The organism is Vibrio sp. 10N.222.51.C5, from assembly GCF_041474575.1.
GTDB lineage: Bacteria > Pseudomonadota > Gammaproteobacteria > Enterobacterales > Vibrionaceae > Vibrio > Vibrio crassostreae_C.
Map to the genome: position 1 here is coordinate 18,808 of NZ_JBFRUJ010000055.1, position 16,913 is coordinate 35,720.

Consider the following 16,913-nt stretch of genomic DNA (forward strand, 5'->3'; position numbering starts at 1 on the left):
GAGATTTTTTCTTATGGCAAAGTTGCAATCATATCAACGTTAACGATAACTTCTGTACCAGCAATATCATCTGGAGTTGAGTGTGCTGTATCGTTAGCAACATACAGTTGAATCGTATCGCCTGCTGAAAGTTGAGTTGAAGCTAAGTAGTCAGCTGCAGTAAGTTCCGTCGCTGAAAGGTTATCGCCGACGACAATGTTAGGCTGTACTTCACCCATTGAAGCTGGAAGCACATTTACTTGTGATACCGTCCAGTTAGCTGGAGTTAAAGCCCCAAGCACAGCCCCCGTGTAGTCATGCGCTTCCAAAACAACTGCTTTAGTCGTTGCGAACGTACCGTCAGCGTTCACCTGTAACGTACCAACAAAAGAAGCAGGGTCTTCACTACCGCCCGCACCAGTAACAAGGATGTCACCGTTGGATACAAAACCAGGAACAAAGCCGCTGAATACTACAGAACCAATAGAGGTATCGCCAGGTGCAGAAAAAGCTGGAACAGATGTAATTGCAGATAGCAGTGTAATAAGTGTTAGTTTTTTCACTTTTATTTCCTTCGATATATTCATAATATGATTAGTTAGCCCCTTGCTAACTTCGGGTGTATGATATGCAATGAATAAACGTTTTGGTTAGCAAGTAAAGAAAAGTGACCTTCCGATATGCCTAGTGGATATTTGAGCAAGAAAACCATTCACCTAAAAAATAACCTAGGCATTTAATTCCTTAGGTTACTCATTCGCTAATTTAGTAACTGGTATTAGATCCCACCTTCGGTCTTATCTTATAAAAGTAGTTATTCACATGAACAACCCCACTTCAATATAAATACTAGAGACGTATAACAGTTTGAGTTTTAACTTATATCATTGCTAATAGCGCCAGCTGTCAACTAGGCACTCACCAGTGCCAGATACTAGCTCGTGCTAATTTAAAGTGATTTAGCCTTGTTAGAATACGCAAATAAATAATGGGCTGTGCTCTCTTTGCTTAATTCCCATAACATTCACTAATGAGTATTAAATACATGATGAGAATAAGTACATACGCACCTTTTCATAAATTATCCCTGTCAGTAGCGATATCATTGGCGCTGTTTGGGTGTGGTGCATCTAGCGACGAAGCGACTACTAACTCCAAACCCGAATCTCCAACATCAGGAGATACCCTTTACTATGCTCAGGATGTAATTCGTCAAAGCACTCCCACAAATACCTTTTTTGTTGATTTGTCGAATAATATGGAGTCATCTGATGATTCGTCAGTTACATTAACGACAGTTACGTCTTTGAATAATAGCTATGATTGTAATGTTGTATCCCAAAATGCCAATGGCTTCACCATTAGCGCTCAAAGTGCAAAAGTGTGCGACTACCGCTATCGAGTTGGCGCTGCGCTACCTTCTGACATCGCTATGAGCTCCCATAGTAACCATGGAGAGGCGCGTATTAGCGCTACTTCAGCAACATCAGGAGATGGTTTTGCTGAAGCGACAGTTCGTGCGGCTGTCGGTGAGTCAACTGAGCAACTTACACCGATTTCAGGACTAACCTCCTCTTTCACATCTGTACAAATAGATATCGCTAAAGAGCTTGGGAACGCGGGGTACTCTCTAGACACAAGCACATATGCATTAGCAACCACGGTTACATTGCCTAATGGTGATGCGACAAATTCAACTGCTATTGCAAACACATCAACTAATACGATTGATTACACCCCAGGAGATGGCATACCAAGCGGCGTAGAACGCATCCTATATAGCTATAGTGATGGTTCAAGTGTGTTAGCTGGTAGTATTGATATCGCGGTCTCAACAGACACAAACAGTGCACCAACAGCAGAATCTCGTAGGAAAATCAGTTATATAGATCCAGACTCTGGTGACGAGGTAGCTAAAATTCCTTATGGTAAACAATTAAGGTTCAATGTTGCGGATCTTATAAGTGACCCTGACGGTGATACTCTTCATCTCGTTGACATATACAGCTTTGGTGCAACCATCTTAATTCCAAACGATGCCAACAACGATGGTAATCTTTTCAATGATACTGAGTTTGATTTCACTAGTACCCAACCTGGAGAAACATCTGTGTCCTATGTTGTGTCTGATGGAAAAGGGGGCTATGCCACAGGAATTTTGCAAGGTTACGTCGGTAACCCATATGAGCCAATCGTCTCAGGGAATATCTACCTACCACCGTTGATGTACGCAGATGCTAAAGATGCTGAAATCATCGCCACACCTCAAGTTGGTAACGGTACTACCGCTTTAAATGGTATCACCACGGCTTCTCACGATTGGCACACTGCTAATCACTTGTGCCAAGCTAGAGGAGCACGATTGCCAACGGTGACGGAACTTCGAAGCCTATATGATGATGGCAATACTAGTGGCCGTTTGTTTACTAATCACAACTGGCCAATTGACGTTAGCTACTGGGCTAGTAACCAAGGAGCAAGTGGAACTAGCTATCATCATTCCGTAAACATGGCAGATAGAGTTGTTAGTACATATGATGCCAATTCGAGTGTTCGATTTGCTGCTTGCGTCGATGCAACACCTCTAGGGTATCCAGTTAAATTCCTTGGTGATGACATTGGTAATGATTATCTATTTGATACTCGTATCAATGCTCAAGTGACGTTTGGCTGTGGGTTTATTGTAGATTCTATCTCGCAGGTAGGAGGTGCTCATATTGGAGGCACTGGCGGAGCCAAACATACAATAAACGTTGCTGACATAGGTAGAGTTAGAGCTGTCTGGGGACCCACAGAGTTTGGGTCTGGAAACGATATGTCTCGACTCTTTCTATATAATAAATCTGGTGGCTTACTGTTAACCTGTGGTAGCAAATCTTACTCAGGTCACTATAGCGATGAATATACTCTAACCGCAGATGAGCAGTTAACAGGCTTTAGGGCCACAGGAGACAGCTACCTAAATGGATTAGAGCTTTGGGTTGATACCGAATAATCCTAAGACGCTAGCGTTAAACTAGTTATTCGTAACTAGTTTAACGCTAGACTGCACACTATTTATGTTTCAATTTAAACAATTTCAACTCAAACCTCACTATTACATCCAATCTAACTTTAGTCGAACTGGCAGGCATTAAACACTTGATACTAGGCTAGTATCTTGAGATGTTTAGCTTTCTATTTTGGTACATTAAGGCAGCAATGCCGTAACACTCTCGAGACGTTCTATAATATGAACACGTTTACCGCATTGAACTTTCATTGAATAAAAAGGATTTATCATGAACAAACTCGTCATTATCATCTTATGTGTACTGCTTCCGCCTGTTGGCGTGTTCTTCGCTCGCGGCGCCGGGAAAGATTTGGTGATTAATATCATTCTTACTTTCTTCTTCTGGGTTCCAGGAATGATCCATGGTCTGTGGGTAGCCACCCGCTAACCCTTATTAACAAATAGATACCGAATAAAATATCCATAAAAACAAGCTCCTAGCCATGAAGAGTTAAAAATAGGATGAAATGAAAGTACTTTTCCACTATCATCCTGTCGCCTAAACGTAAGCGATTGCTTTCACAGATTTCGCTGAGTTTAGGCTCCAACTACATAACACTTCAAATGGTGGGAGCCTTCAATGACACAACTTACGATTACTCGTCCTGACGACTGGCACGTTCATCTACGCGATGGCGAAGTATTAAAAGATACAGTGCGCGATATCAGCCGCTACAATGGTCGAGCGTTAATCATGCCAAATACCATCCCACCGGTAACCGATACCGAAATGGCTTTAGCTTACCGTGAACGCATCATGGCAGAGCAGCCAAGCGAGCAATTCCAGCCTCTAATGGCACTCTACCTGACAGACAACACCACTCCTGACGAAATTCGCAAAGCGAAAGAGTCTGGTGCAGTAGTGGCTGCAAAGCTTTACCCAGCGGGCGCGACGACTAACTCCGATTCAGGCGTGACGTCAGCACAAAAGATTTACCACGTGTTAGAAGCAATGCAAGAAGTGGATATGTTGCTACTGGTACACGGTGAAGTAACGGCTCACGATGTTGATATCTTTGACCGTGAAAAAGAGTTCCTAGACACAGTTCTAGCACCGATTGTGAACGACTTCCCTAACCTGAAGATTGTTCTTGAGCACATCACGACTGCAGACGCAGCGACTTTCGTTAAGAACGCTAACGACAACGTAGCAGCAACCATCACCGCTCACCACCTGCTTTACAACCGCAACCACATGTTGGTTGGCGGCATTAAGCCACACTTCTACTGCCTTCCTATTTTGAAGCGTAACACTCACCAATTAGCGCTTATCGAGGCGGCAACAAGCGGCAGCAAGAAGTTCTTCTTGGGTACAGACTCTGCACCACATGCTAAAGGCGCAAAAGAGTCAGCATGTGGTTGTGCGGGTTCTTACACTGCGCACGCAGCAGTAGAGCTTTACACTGAAGTGTTTGAACTAGAGGGTAAGCTTGAAAACCTAGAAGCGTTCGCGAGCCACAACGGCCCAGACTTCTATGGCATGCCACGTAACTCAGATACCATCACTCTAGTTAAAGAAGAGTGGAATGTTGCTGAAACCATGCCTTTCGATTCAGACATCGTTGTGCCAATCCGTGGCGGCGAGACGATTGCTTGGTCTGTAAAATAAGCACTTGGGCTGTTAAATAAACACCCTCCATTTAGCGAAAAGGGTCACCATAGTAATTATGGTGACCCTTTTTTGTTTCGATGAAAGACTGTCTTATTCCCAGCAGTAATTTAACGATTACTTACCGCGAATTTTTCCGATAGCAGTCCAAATAGCAACGACAATCAATCCAGATAAAACCCCAATCACACCATTTAATAGCGTTGGTACCACCGCAGTCGCAATCGTATGTCCACTAAAATCCATAATAATCGGTTCAATTAAATGATGAATCGCAGGAACGTTGTGCACCACAATACCGCCACCAACCAAGAACATCGCAGCCGTGCCGACAACCGCAAGCATCTTCATCAGCTTTGGTGCAAAGGCGACTAACCCATTACCCAATCTGGTTTTAATGGTACTCCCATTCGATGTGCGCTGGAGATAAAAACCTAAATCATCCAGCTTAACGATCCCAGCCACTAAGCCATAAACACCAATCGTCATCACAACGGCTATCAAACTTACGACAAGAATCTGAGTCACGATACTTGTACCCGTTACGGTACCCAGAGCTATCACAATGATTTCCGCAGATAAGATGAAGTCGGTACGAATTGCGCCTGAGACCTTTCGCTTCTCATACTCTTCAACAGATTCACCCGAGCTGCTTTCCTCATCTTTCTCTTCGTGTTGATGAGCATGAGGAAAAAGCTTTTCTAAGATTTTCTCTGCCCCTTCAAAACAAAGAAACAGACCACCAATCACCAGTAGTGGCATGATCAACCAAGGAATGAATGCACTGATCAATAGTGCTGCCGGAACCAAAATCAGCTTGTTTTTAAATGAGCCTTTTGCGACCGCCCATACCACTGGGATTTCTCTTTCAGCAGAAACACCGGATACCTGCTGGGCGTTAAGGGCTAAATCGTCACCTAATACGCCTGCGGTTTTTTTAGCGGCTACCTTAGACATCAATGCGACATCATCCAACACGGTTGCAATGTCATCTAACAGTGTTAGTAAACTTGCTCCAGCCATTTTGTTGTCTCTTTATAAAGAATTGAACCATCAATAAAATGTAACACCATCAATTCACTCATCAAAGTTATGAGTCTGTAAAAAATAAAGTCACAAGTTGTGTTTTCTATTGCTGTCTCTGTTAGACAGGAATAATCTGTCTTAATCTTTCACGAACATAAAAGAAAAAGTATAGATGAAAAGTGAATCTACCTACCCGATTGGTAAGCTAGGGCAAAAATGGCAACAAGCAGAACGTGAAGCATGGTTAGCTCAACGAACGGTTAAGCGTGAATACCAGCAAGAAGTTGTACCAAAGATTAAAGCACTGGCAGACCGCTTTGACATCGAACAATACGGCGCACTGAGCTACGACGAAGCTCGCTTCCCACTCTTCGCTATCAAGAGCAAAAACTGGGACGAGTCAAAGCCGACGATTCTGGTAACAGGTGGTGTTCACGGTTACGAAACCAGTGGCGTGCATGGCGCGATCAAATTCGCTGCGACTCAAGCAGAAAAATACACGGCGCACTTCAACATTGTTGTCGCACCTTGTGTGAGCCCTTGGGGCTACGAAGTGATCAACCGCTGGAATCCAAATGCTGTTGATCCAAACCGCTCTTTCTACGACGGTACGCCAGCAGAAGAATCAGCAAACCTACGAGCTCTAGTAGCGTCTCTGCCAGAAGTATTGGTTCACGTTGACCTGCATGAGACGACTGACTCTGATGAAACTGAATTCCGACCTGCACTCGCAGCTCGTGATGGCATTGAGTACATCGAAGGTATGATCCCAGACGGTTTCTACACTGTTGGCGATACTGAAAACCCACAACCTGAATTCCAAGCTGCTGTCATCGCTTCAGTTGAAAAAGTAACCCACATTGCGCCTGCGGATGACGAAGGCAAGATCATTGGTTCAGACGTCACTCAACACGGCGTGATCAACTACCCAATGAAGAAGCTTGGCTTATGTGGCGGCGTGACTGACTGTAAGTACGGTACAACCACAGAGGTTTACCCAGACAGTGACAAAGTAACAGACGAAGAGTGTAATGATGCTCAAGTTGCTGCTGTTGTTGGTGCTTTGGATTACGTTATTCAGCACGAATTGAACGCGTAAGCGTAAACCCGCTCATGGCTAGAACCGGGCACCTAGACTAATAACTAAGAGCCAAGAACTAAAAGAGCCACAAATGACTACTCACTTGTGGCTCTTTTTTGTTTCTCTTTCGCTGATGTCTTCTACGGCATAAAAAAGCTCCCTTGCACGCGGTGCAAGGGAGCTTTGAATCTGCTGATTAGAGTAAGTTCCTATCTAGAGGTACTTACTTAGTGGCCGGAGTAACCGTTTCTTGCCCTTTACCGACTTCTGTCAGTAGGCCTTTCAACAAGCTCACACAACCAATCAAAAGAATGATCGTAAACGGCAGTGCTGCAATAATCGTAATAGATTGCAGAGCTTGGATTGATTGAGTACCACCAATCCACAGCATCACCATCGCGATAGCACCTGAGATAACCGCCCAAACGACTTTCTGTTTCACTGGCACTTCTAATTTACCACCCGCCGTCATGCCATCGATAACGATAGAACCTGAGTCCAACGTTGTAACGAAGAACACGATGATCAGCGCGACTGCGAGAACAGACAGAATGCTACCGAACGAGTAAGCATCTAGCATGTAAAACAAGCTTAGAGATACGTCTGTAATGCCTTGGTCGAGGCCAAGTTGCCCCACATGGTTAATTACTTGCTCGATAGCTACGCCACCGAAGATCGACATCCAAGCCGACGTTACCAATGTTGGGATAATCAGTACGCAAAGTAGGAACTCACGAACCGTACGGCCCTTAGAAATACGCGCTACGAACATACCGAAGAATGGTGCATACGCAACCCACCATGCCCAGTAGAACACAGTCCAGCCATGCAGCCATGTTGTGTCTTCACGACCCGCACTTTGGCTCAAAGCTACGATGTTTTTCACATAGCCCGTTGCCGCAGTCGCCACAGAATCAAGCACTGTCGTAAAGTTCAATACAGCGATAAGACCAAGGAATACGAACGCAATAACCATGTTCAGGTTACTTAGGAACTTAACACCACCGTCCATACCACGTAGTACAGAGATGATCGCCAAGCCCATGATCAGAACGATGATAGATTGCTGAAGGAAGATGTTGTTTTCCAAGCCGAACACGTGGCTAATACCACTTGCTGCTTGTGTACCACCTAAGCCCAATGAAGTCGCAAGGCCAAACAGAGTAACCAGTACGGTTAGTACATCGATTACATCACCAGTTTTACCCCACACACGCTCACCCAGAATTGGGTAAAACACAGAACGCATTGATAGCGGTAAGCCTTTGTTATAAACAAAGTACGCCAGACAAAGCGCCGTCATGCCATAGATAGCCCATGCATGAAAACCCCAGTGGAATACGGTTGCGCCTAGCGCCAGTTCACGACCAGCGGCTGTGAAAGGTTCTGCGTCTAATGGCGTTCCGAACCAGTTAGTGAAGAACGCAGTTGGCTCTGCAACACCCCAGAAGATAAGTCCAATACCCATACCTGCTGCGAATAACATCGCAATCCAAGATGACATTGAATAGTCCGCCGTCGCGTCTTCGCCACCTAAACGGATTTTACCCAACGGTGAAAAAGCAAGAACAACAGCAAACGCTAGCATGATGTTAGCTCCCCACATAAACAGGAAGTCAAACTTTGATAGAACAGCACCCTTAATAGAATCAATTGCAGCTTTAGCATCTGCAGGAGGAAGAGCAAGAAGAGTGATGATGAAGAGAAGAGATAAGCCAACTGAGGCTACGAAAACTGTGTTATGGACATCCATGCCCCATTTACTGACGTTGTCTTGACCAACTTGATAGTCAGTAGAATCAATACTGTACTTTTTTGATTTAAAACTCATAAATTATGATGTTCGCATATCCGATTCAACGAATATAAGGACGCTCTCCATATCCAACTACTACTTGATTGGCTCGCCGCATCGCCTAAATAAAAGGCAATAAAAATCACAATAGTTAGTGATAAATGGACTTACTGGCTCAATCCCAAGGCGCACATTATAGCACAGCTCAAAGCATTTTGACTGATTTTTAGCTCAATAGTCACCCAAACCACCGTTGATAGTGATAGTTAACCCAATAAAAACAGAATAAAACAAAAGAATAAAAACCTTCAAATACAACAATTTAAATTAAAATGACGCACCGTAAAGTCACATCCAAACTTTTTGCAGATAATTTTAATAATCACCCAATTTACTTATAGCTCTAATAAAAAAGCCCCGCTATAGGGGCGGGGAAAGTTACCAAAGGTAAAAGAGAAATCAGTGCTCAAATGTCAGCGCTGCGTCTCACAGATCAGCACTGCACATTTCAAAGACAGTTCGTTAGATTGCGAAGCAAAAACCTAGGTTATAGTCTTCACCATTTTTCGCAGTGAACTCTTTGTCTTCACTTGATGCATTCGGGCGGCCACTTTCATCGCCTTTTACTAAGCTCACCCAGTGACGGATGCCAGAAGAACGGCTGGCCTCAGTTTGACCAAACGTAGTGCACGTCTCTAATTGGATATCTTGAATATCAACCAACTCCAGACGGCCTGTGCCTTTACGAGCGCCGATTGTCACTTCAACGTGCGTACCGCTTTCATCACGGAATAGGATTGCTGAAGGCTTAGATTTATCACCTGTGTAAGCTACAAAGTGTTTAGCGCGTTTTAGGCCGGTGTGCTCACCGTTTTTGAAGTAAACCTGAACATGTCGGTAATCAATCTCGTAGCTCACCGCGTCTTCGTGTGAACCCGCCTCAAGAGGAAATAAAGTATCAAGCAACTGTTTCGCCATTTTCTGTTTTTCGAGTTGCTTGTCTGCTTTCACCATTTCGACGGCAAAGACAGCTTCAGCAATAAATGTTGAATGGTTTCTGTGAAGTTCTGTTTTGTCTAGTGTCAGCATATTCATAGTCTATCCCTCGTACGGCTTTAAATTTCATTTAGGTCAAACATCCCAATAGACCCTTTTCAAAATTGTTCTTTACTGTGTGGTTTCCATGTTTTTCATACTACTTGTATTTTTGTCACAATTTCACAACAAAAATTTCACAGTGTGAATTTTACTAAATTGCTTTTTTACACAAACCGGCATTTCGAGCCCCCAGCCCTTTATTTAACTGGGTTGAGGGTTCCGTAGAAACGCGTTTACGTGTTGTTTGAATTTGTGTAATGCCCGACTAAATCACAGTCAACACGCAACGCTATGGTCATCATTTCAGGAAAAACGGGAGGTGTTTTCATCTTGAAAACAAAAAACTGTATTATTGAGTCGTAACCACAAGCTTCGAGCAACGAACACCTGGTCGAAGTCACTCTAACTCTCACTGCCCACAAATAAGCAACACGTCTAAAGTAATCATCAAGAAGGAATCACATGCTAGAAATTAATAACCAGCACTTACTCTCTTTTATGGTGACAGAAGCGAACAACGCAGTTGCAGTCACAAACCCAGCAACGGGTGAACTCATCGGGCACGCACCGATATCATCAGAAACAGAGTTATCGAGCGCGATTGAACGAGCTCATGTAGCGCAAAAAGAGTGGGCAAAAATCCCTGCTAAATCTCGTGCTGCACTACTTCATCGCTGGCACCAGTTGATCCTCGAAAACAAGAATGACCTTGCTCGAATCATGACGATTGAACAAGGTAAACCGTTAGCCGAAGCGGCAGGCGAAGTGGTGTATGGCGCGAGCTTCATTGAGTGGTTTGCAGAAGAAGCAAAGCGCACTTATGGTGATTCCATTCCTAGCACAGTCGCAGGCAAACGTTTGGTGACCATCAAGCAACCGATCGGAGTGGCGTGCGCGATTACGCCATGGAACTTCCCTATTGCAATGATCACTCGTAAAGCGGCTCCTGCCTTAGCTGCGGGTTGTAGCTTTGTCGTGAAACCTTCGGATGAGACACCGCTTTCCGCGTTTGCTGTGGTTGAACTGGCTTATCAAGCGGGTATCCCTAAAGATCTACTTCAAGTGGTGCTTGGTGAAAGCCCTGAACAAGTGGGCAACCTATTCACTTCGCATCCGCTTATCAAAAAAATCTCTTTCACTGGGTCGACCCGTGTGGGCAGTATTTTGATGGCTCAAGCAGCAAAAGGCATCAAACGCACCTCAATGGAACTTGGCGGTAACGCACCATTTATTGTGTTTGACGATGCCGACATCGATGCAGCCGTTCAAGGGGCAATGGCGTCGAAGTTCCGTAATGCAGGTCAAACATGTGTCTGTGCAAACCGATTCTACGTTCACAGTAAAGTGTACGATGAGTTTGTGGCTAAATTCGATCAAGCGGTTCAGCAGCTTAAGATTGGTAACGGCTTAGATGAAGGTGTCACGATTGGCCCTGTTGTCAGCCTGAACGCAAAGAACAACATCCAAGCTTTGGTAAACCGAGCGATTGAACAAGGTGCCACGCCTGTCACGCCAACTCAGGAACTTAATGGGCTTTTCATTCAACCTGTTGTTCTTAAAGATGTAAAACACAGCATGGACATCGTTCAACAAGAGATCTTTGGCCCAGTCGCGCCCGTGATGAAATTCGACACGGACGAAGAGCTTATCGAGATGGCCAACGATACGATTTATGGTTTGGCGTCTTACTTCTACAGTCAGAACATCCACCGAGTGTGGAACATTGCAGAAGCGCTTGAGTACGGTATGGTCGGCATTAATGATGGTCTAATCTCAACCGAAGTCGCGCCTTTCGGTGGTGTGAAACAATCAGGTATTGGCCGTGAAGGTGCGAAAGAAGGCATCGATGAGTACATGGACATTAAGTATCTTTGCTTTGGCGGAAAATAAGGTTGGTAGTAACTAAGTTCTGGCAGTGATTAGGGCTCGGAAATAATTAAGTCTTAGTGAGCACTAACCTGCCCCATTCTCCCCCCTTCCCTTCACAAAAATGAATCAAAAAAAAAGCCGCGCTATAAAAGCGCGGCACCTTGGGCTCGGTTAAAGGGGGTTTCTTTTTTTAGTATTTTACATTCTCTGTTTTTGTTATTCGGTTGCTTCACTATCCCTGCGCTTTCAGTTTTAGACGCATCGCGTGCAGCACTGGCTCGGTGTAACCGCTCGGCTGAGCACAGCCTTCGAATACCAACTGACACGCCGCTGAAAATGCAATGCTGTTTTCAAAATCAGGCGCCATGTTACGGTAACTCGGGTCGCCAGCGTTTTGCTCATCCACCACTGCGGCCATACGCTTCATGGTTTTCATTACCTGAGCTTCCTCGCAAATGCCGTGACGTAACCAGTTCGCAATATGCTGGCTTGAAATACGCAGCGTCGCTCGGTCTTCCATTAACCCTACATCGTTAATATCAGGTACCTTCGAACAACCAACGCCTTGGTCAATCCAACGAACCACATAACCCAAAATACCTTGGGTGTTGTTATCCAGTTCACTTTGAATATCTTGCGCGGTAAGCTTTTGATCGCCCAGTAACGGGATAGTAAGAATATCATCGACATTGGCTCTCACTCGCTCACGAAGCTCTTTCTGACGGCTTGGTACACTCACCTTATGATAGTGCAGCGCGTGCAAAGTCGCGGCGGTTGGAGAAGGAACCCAAGCGGTATTGGCACCCGCTTGTGGATGTCCGATTTTCGCGTCCATCATCTTCGCCATATTATCCGGCTCTGGCCACATACCTTTACCAATCTGGGCTTTACCTTGCAGGCCACAAGCTAAGCCAAGATCAACGTTTTGATCTTCGTATGCGCCAATCCAAGTCATGGTTTTCAGCTGTGTTTTAGGAGCAAAAGGCCCCGCTTCCATACTGGTGTGAATCTCATCACCCGTTCGGTCTAAGAAACCTGTGTTGATAAACACAACACGATCTTTAGCTGCACGAATACATTCTTTAAGGTTAACCGAAGTACGACGCTCTTCGTCCATGATGCCGACTTTTATCGTGAATCGATCTAGCCCTAATGCATCTTCAATACGGCCAAACAATTCATTAGTAAAGGCGACTTCTTCAGGGCCATGCATCTTAGGTTTTACGATGTTGATACTGTTCGCAGTCGAGTTTTGGTACGCGCTGTTGCCTTTTAAATCATGCATCGCAATTAACGAAGTGATCATGCCATCCATAATGCCTTCAGGCACTTCATTACCTTCGGCATCAATAATCGCAGGGTTAGTCATCAAGTGGCCGACATTACGGATGAACAACATGCTGCGGCCTTTTAGTGAAATCTCACCACCCGTCACGCTGGTGTATTGGCGATCGGGATTAAGGTTACGAACAATAGTTTTGCCGTTTTTCTCTAGTGATTCTTGCAGATCACCTTTCATCAAGCCTAACCAGTTACGGTAAGCCAATGCTTTGTCTTCACCATCAACTGCAGCAACCGAGTCTTCGCAATCCATAATGGTTGTTAGGGCAGCTTCGACCAACACATCTTTAATACCCGCCACATCAACGCTACCAATCGGTGCGCTTGGGTCAATTTGAATTTCGATGTGCAGATTATTGTGTTTAAGAAGAATGCACGAAGGGGAACTTGCGTCACCTTGATAGCCAATGAACTGGTCGCTATCAATGAGAGTGACTTCTTCGCCGTTATCGAGTGTCGCTATGAGCTTATTGCCGATGCTAGCGTTACTGATGCTGTATTTGGTCACGTCTTTATGAGAGACACCGTTTAATGGCGCTGCATCATCAAGGAACTCACGAGCATAAGTCACTACTTTAGCGCCACGAGCAGGGTTAAAGCTTCCGCCCTTTTCCGCGCCATCACTTTCACTGATCACGTCCGTTCCGTAGAGCGCATCATATAGACTGCCCCAACGCGCATTGGCTGCGTTAAGTGCAAAGCGTGCGTTCATGATTGGCACCACAAGCTGCGGCCCTGCTTGTGTTGCGATCTCAGGTTCTACGCTGGCTGTCGTCACTTGAAAGTCATCGCCTTCAGGAACCAAATAACCGATCTGCTGTAAGAACTGTTTGTACTCTACAGGATCTAGCGTTTGCCCGGCACGCTCTTGGTGCCAAACGTCAATTTGATGTTGAAGATCTTCACGCTTGATAAGCAATGCGCGATTTTTTGGCGCCAAATCTTCAAGAATGGTTGCAAATGATTGCCAAAAGTCTTCAGCGACAATGCCTGTTCCAGGAATCACCTGCTCATTAATTAATTGGTAGAGGGTGCTATCAATGTTCAAGCTTCCCTGTTGAATACGACTGCTCATAAAATCTCTCTCAAACTAATTGATGGCTACTCAATAAATTTTCGTGACTAGCTCAAATTTACTTTACTGATTTAAACTTACTTAACGGACATGAATTTAGCTAATTTATGCCGGTTATATTGGATATTCATATAAAAAATACCCTACAAACTATGTTATTCCGTCACTCCACTCTCGATTTCGTTAGCGACACTTTTAATCAAACGACGCATCCACTGATGGTCTGGATTGGTTTGTAACAATGGACTCCACGCCATCTTCACCTCAAAGGGTTCAATCGCAAATGGCGCAGGCTTGATCAACAATCTAGGATTATTGCGCTGCAGTTGAGCTGCTTTGGTAGGAATAGTCAGGATAAGGTTCTTCTGCTGAGCGAAGAGAATCGCCGACAAATAGTGTCGAGTAAACACCGTGATGTTACGGGTTTTACCGATGCGTATTAATGCCTCATCTATCCAACCAAGCTTTTGTGCTTCACTTGGGTTTATTCCCACTCCCGTTCCCATACCTGTCTTACTTACCCAAATATGTTGTGCCTTTAAATAAGACAAAATATCGAAGTTGTCGGCGATCGGGTTGTCACAACTAAATAGGCAAGAAAACCCGTCGTGCCAGAGGCTCATCTGGTGAAACGACTGAGGAATATCGTCAAATCGGTTGATAATTATATCAACGGTACCTTGCTCTACATCCTGATAACTCACGTCACTTGGCGTCATGATATCCAGTCGTATTTTCGGTGCTATCTCACTTAACCTTTTCAGAAGAGGTTGAATAATGGTCGACTCTGCATAGTCACTCGCCATGATACGAAACACGCGTTCACTGTCTTCTGCATTAAACTCTGTGGTCGGTTGCAGTGTCTTCTCTACATTCGCCAAGATGTTTCGAATCAGTGGCTGCAACTTATGCGCGCGTTCGGTCGGTATCATCCCTTCACTTGTTCTTACTAATAGCGGGTCTTCAAACAGATCACGCAATCGGCGAAGGCCATTACTCATGGCAGGCTGAGTAATACCCAATTGATTTGCTGCTCGTGTAACGTTTCTCTCACGTAGCAACATGTCTAAATACACAAGTAAATTAAGGTCTATACGAGCAATATTCATAAGAAAAATACCGAATATAATAACTATAAATTAACAAAATTATCACATACATGATTATTATTTGTCCATGGTTAGATTTAATCCAAATCAAATGACCTCGCCAAATTGGCCAACATGTCCACGTGAAACTAAGGAATAGTTATGTCGCAAATTACACAAGATATCGAAATGATTGAAGTTGCAAAAAGCGCTGCTGGTGCTCCATGGGATGCAATTAACCCTGAATCTGCTGCTCGTATGCGAGCTCAAAACAAATTCAAAACAGGTCTGGATATTGCGCAATACACGGCAGATATCATGCGTGCAGACATGGCGGCTTACGACGAAGACAGCTCTCAATACACTCAGTCTCTGGGTTGCTGGCATGGTTTCATCGGCCAACAAAAGCTGATTTCTATTAAGAAGCACTTTGATGGCAAGACTGACCGTCGTTACCTATACCTTTCTGGTTGGATGGTTGCTGCACTTCGCTCTGACTTTGGTCCACTTCCAGACCAATCAATGCATGAGAAAACATCGGTTGCAGGCCTAGTAGAAGAACTATACACATTCCTGCGCCAAGCCGATGCTCGTGAACTGGGTGGTTTATTCCGTGAGCTAGACGCTGCGCGTGAAGCAGGTGATGTGAACCTACAAGACCGTATTCAAGACAAAATCGACAACCACGTGACACACGTAGTGCCAATCATTGCCGATATCGATGCTGGTTTCGGTAACGCAGAAGCGACTTACCTAATGGCTAAGCAGATGATTGAAGCGGGAGCTTGTTGTCTACAAATCGAAAACCAAGTAGCCGACGAGAAACAATGTGGTCACCAAGACGGCAAAGTAACGGTTCCACACGCTGACTTCCACGCAAAACTTCGTGCGCTTCGTTACGCTTTCCTTGAGCTAGGCATCGACAACGGCATCATCGTTGCTCGTACCGATTCACAAGGTGCTGGCCTAACAAAAGAAATCGCCGTAGTGAAAGAGCCGGGCGACCAAGGTGACATCTACAACTCATACCTAGATGTTGAAGAGATTGATGTTGCTGATATGGCTGAAGGCGATGTTTGTTTCAACCGTGACGGCAAGCTAGTTCGACCTAAGCGTCTACCTTCAGGTTTATACCAATTCCGCCAAGGTACTGGTGAAGATCGTTGTGTATTTGACTGTATCGAAGCAATCAATGCAGGTGCTGACCTACTTTGGATTGAGACTGAGAAACCACACATCGGTCAAATCAAAGAGATGATGGACGGCGTACGTGAAGTACACCCTAATGCGAAACTGGTTTACAACAACTCTCCATCATTCAACTGGACGCTAAACTTCCGTCAGCAAGCTTACGATGCGATGGTAGCAGAAGGTAAAGATGTTTCAGCTTACGACCGTGCTAGCCTAATGAGTGCTGAATATGACGAAACTGAATTGTCTAAACGAGCTGATGACAAGATTCGCACATTCCAAGCGGATGCATCTCGTGAAGCGGGTATCTTCCATCACTTGATTACTCTACCGACTTACCACACTGCAGCGCTGTCTACTGACAACCTTGCAAAAGAATACTTCGGTGACCAAGGCATGCTGGGCTATGTTGCAAATGTTCAGCGTAAAGAGATACGCCAAGGCATCGCTTGTGTTAAACACCAAAACATGTCTGGTTCAGACATCGGTGATGATCACAAAGAGTACTTCGCGGGTGAGAATGCACTAAAAGCCGCGGGTGAAGCGAATACGTCTAATCAATTTGATTAACCGCTAACGCTAAAGCCTCCCCCGTCCTTCTCTCTTACTTAGGTAAGATCCGGGGGAAGGCTTTGAGATAAAGCTTGTACTGCCAGCTTTATCTCAAAGCCTCAGATTTGTGTTCCACACCACGGTTAACCGAACAACT

12 protein-coding genes are annotated in these 16,913 nt (G+C 44.8%); 6 read left to right on the top strand and 6 right to left on the bottom strand.

Annotated features, from left to right (window positions below):
- Positions 1 to 11 precede the first annotated feature (11 nt).
- A complete protein-coding gene (locus AB4558_RS17340) occupies positions 12 to 542 on the bottom strand; it encodes a hypothetical protein (protein ID WP_102321323.1) in 531 nt (176 codons plus the stop codon).
- A gap of 482 nt (positions 543 to 1,024) precedes the next feature.
- Between AB4558_RS17340 and AB4558_RS17345 the strand changes: the two genes are divergently transcribed.
- The 3 genes from AB4558_RS17345 to pyrC all read left to right on the top strand — a co-directional run bounded on the left by AB4558_RS17345 (position 1,025) and on the right by pyrC (position 4,640).
- Complete coding sequence (locus tag AB4558_RS17345; protein WP_372158945.1) at positions 1,025 to 2,974, top strand: adhesion domain-containing protein; 1,950 nt, start codon at positions 1,025 to 1,027, stop codon at positions 2,972 to 2,974.
- A 286-nt stretch (positions 2,975 to 3,260) separates the two neighbouring features.
- A complete protein-coding gene (locus AB4558_RS17350; protein WP_017059962.1) occupies positions 3,261 to 3,419 on the top strand; it encodes a YqaE/Pmp3 family membrane protein in 159 nt (52 codons plus the stop codon).
- A gap of 192 nt (positions 3,420 to 3,611) precedes the next feature.
- The gene (gene pyrC, locus AB4558_RS17355; RefSeq protein WP_372158946.1) at positions 3,612 to 4,640 is read left to right on the top strand and encodes a dihydroorotase; all 1,029 of its coding nucleotides are present in this window, start codon (positions 3,612 to 3,614) and stop codon (positions 4,638 to 4,640) included.
- Between the two features lie 117 nt (positions 4,641 to 4,757).
- On the opposite strand, the gene AB4558_RS17360 is transcribed toward pyrC, so the two are convergent.
- Positions 4,758 to 5,663 (bottom strand): DUF808 domain-containing protein, encoded by a 906-nt coding sequence (locus tag AB4558_RS17360; protein ID WP_102427973.1) that lies wholly within the window; start codon positions 5,661 to 5,663, stop codon positions 4,758 to 4,760.
- A gap of 175 nt (positions 5,664 to 5,838) precedes the next feature.
- On the opposite strand from AB4558_RS17360, the gene AB4558_RS17365 reads away from it, so the two are divergent.
- Positions 5,839 to 6,765: a M14 family metallocarboxypeptidase gene (locus AB4558_RS17365; RefSeq protein WP_372074943.1), complete on the top strand. Its 927-nt coding sequence runs from the start codon at positions 5,839 to 5,841 to the stop codon at positions 6,763 to 6,765.
- A 205-nt stretch (positions 6,766 to 6,970) separates the two neighbouring features.
- On the opposite strand, the gene AB4558_RS17370 is transcribed toward AB4558_RS17365, so the two are convergent.
- Together AB4558_RS17370 and AB4558_RS17375 are read right to left on the bottom strand one after the other, a co-directional pair.
- Positions 6,971 to 8,578, bottom strand: coding sequence for a BCCT family transporter (locus AB4558_RS17370; protein WP_372074944.1), 1,608 nt, complete (start codon positions 8,576 to 8,578; stop codon positions 6,971 to 6,973).
- 486 nt (positions 8,579 to 9,064) lie between these two features.
- The gene (locus tag AB4558_RS17375) at positions 9,065 to 9,637 is read right to left on the bottom strand and encodes a malate synthase (RefSeq protein ID WP_017070684.1); all 573 of its coding nucleotides are present in this window, start codon (positions 9,635 to 9,637) and stop codon (positions 9,065 to 9,067) included.
- 465 nt (positions 9,638 to 10,102) lie between these two features.
- On the opposite strand from AB4558_RS17375, the gene AB4558_RS17380 reads away from it, so the two are divergent.
- Complete coding sequence (locus AB4558_RS17380; RefSeq protein ID WP_372074945.1) at positions 10,103 to 11,530, top strand: NAD-dependent succinate-semialdehyde dehydrogenase; 1,428 nt, start codon at positions 10,103 to 10,105, stop codon at positions 11,528 to 11,530.
- Positions 11,531 to 11,741: 211 nt separating this feature from the next.
- Here the strand turns inward: AB4558_RS17380 and AB4558_RS17385 are convergent, their stop codons facing one another.
- Entirely contained in the window at positions 11,742 to 13,925 is a 2,184-nt protein-coding gene (locus AB4558_RS17385; protein ID WP_065583554.1) for a malate synthase G, read from the bottom strand.
- A 155-nt stretch (positions 13,926 to 14,080) separates the two neighbouring features.
- Positions 14,081 to 15,034, bottom strand: a complete 954-nt coding sequence (locus tag AB4558_RS17390; protein WP_372074508.1) for a LysR family transcriptional regulator — start codon at positions 15,032 to 15,034, stop codon at positions 14,081 to 14,083.
- A gap of 141 nt (positions 15,035 to 15,175) precedes the next feature.
- Here AB4558_RS17390 and AB4558_RS17395 point away from each other — a divergent pair, with 141 nt between their 5' ends.
- The gene (locus tag AB4558_RS17395; protein WP_136981762.1) at positions 15,176 to 16,774 is read left to right on the top strand and encodes an isocitrate lyase; all 1,599 of its coding nucleotides are present in this window, start codon (positions 15,176 to 15,178) and stop codon (positions 16,772 to 16,774) included.
- Positions 16,775 to 16,913 lie beyond the last annotated feature (139 nt).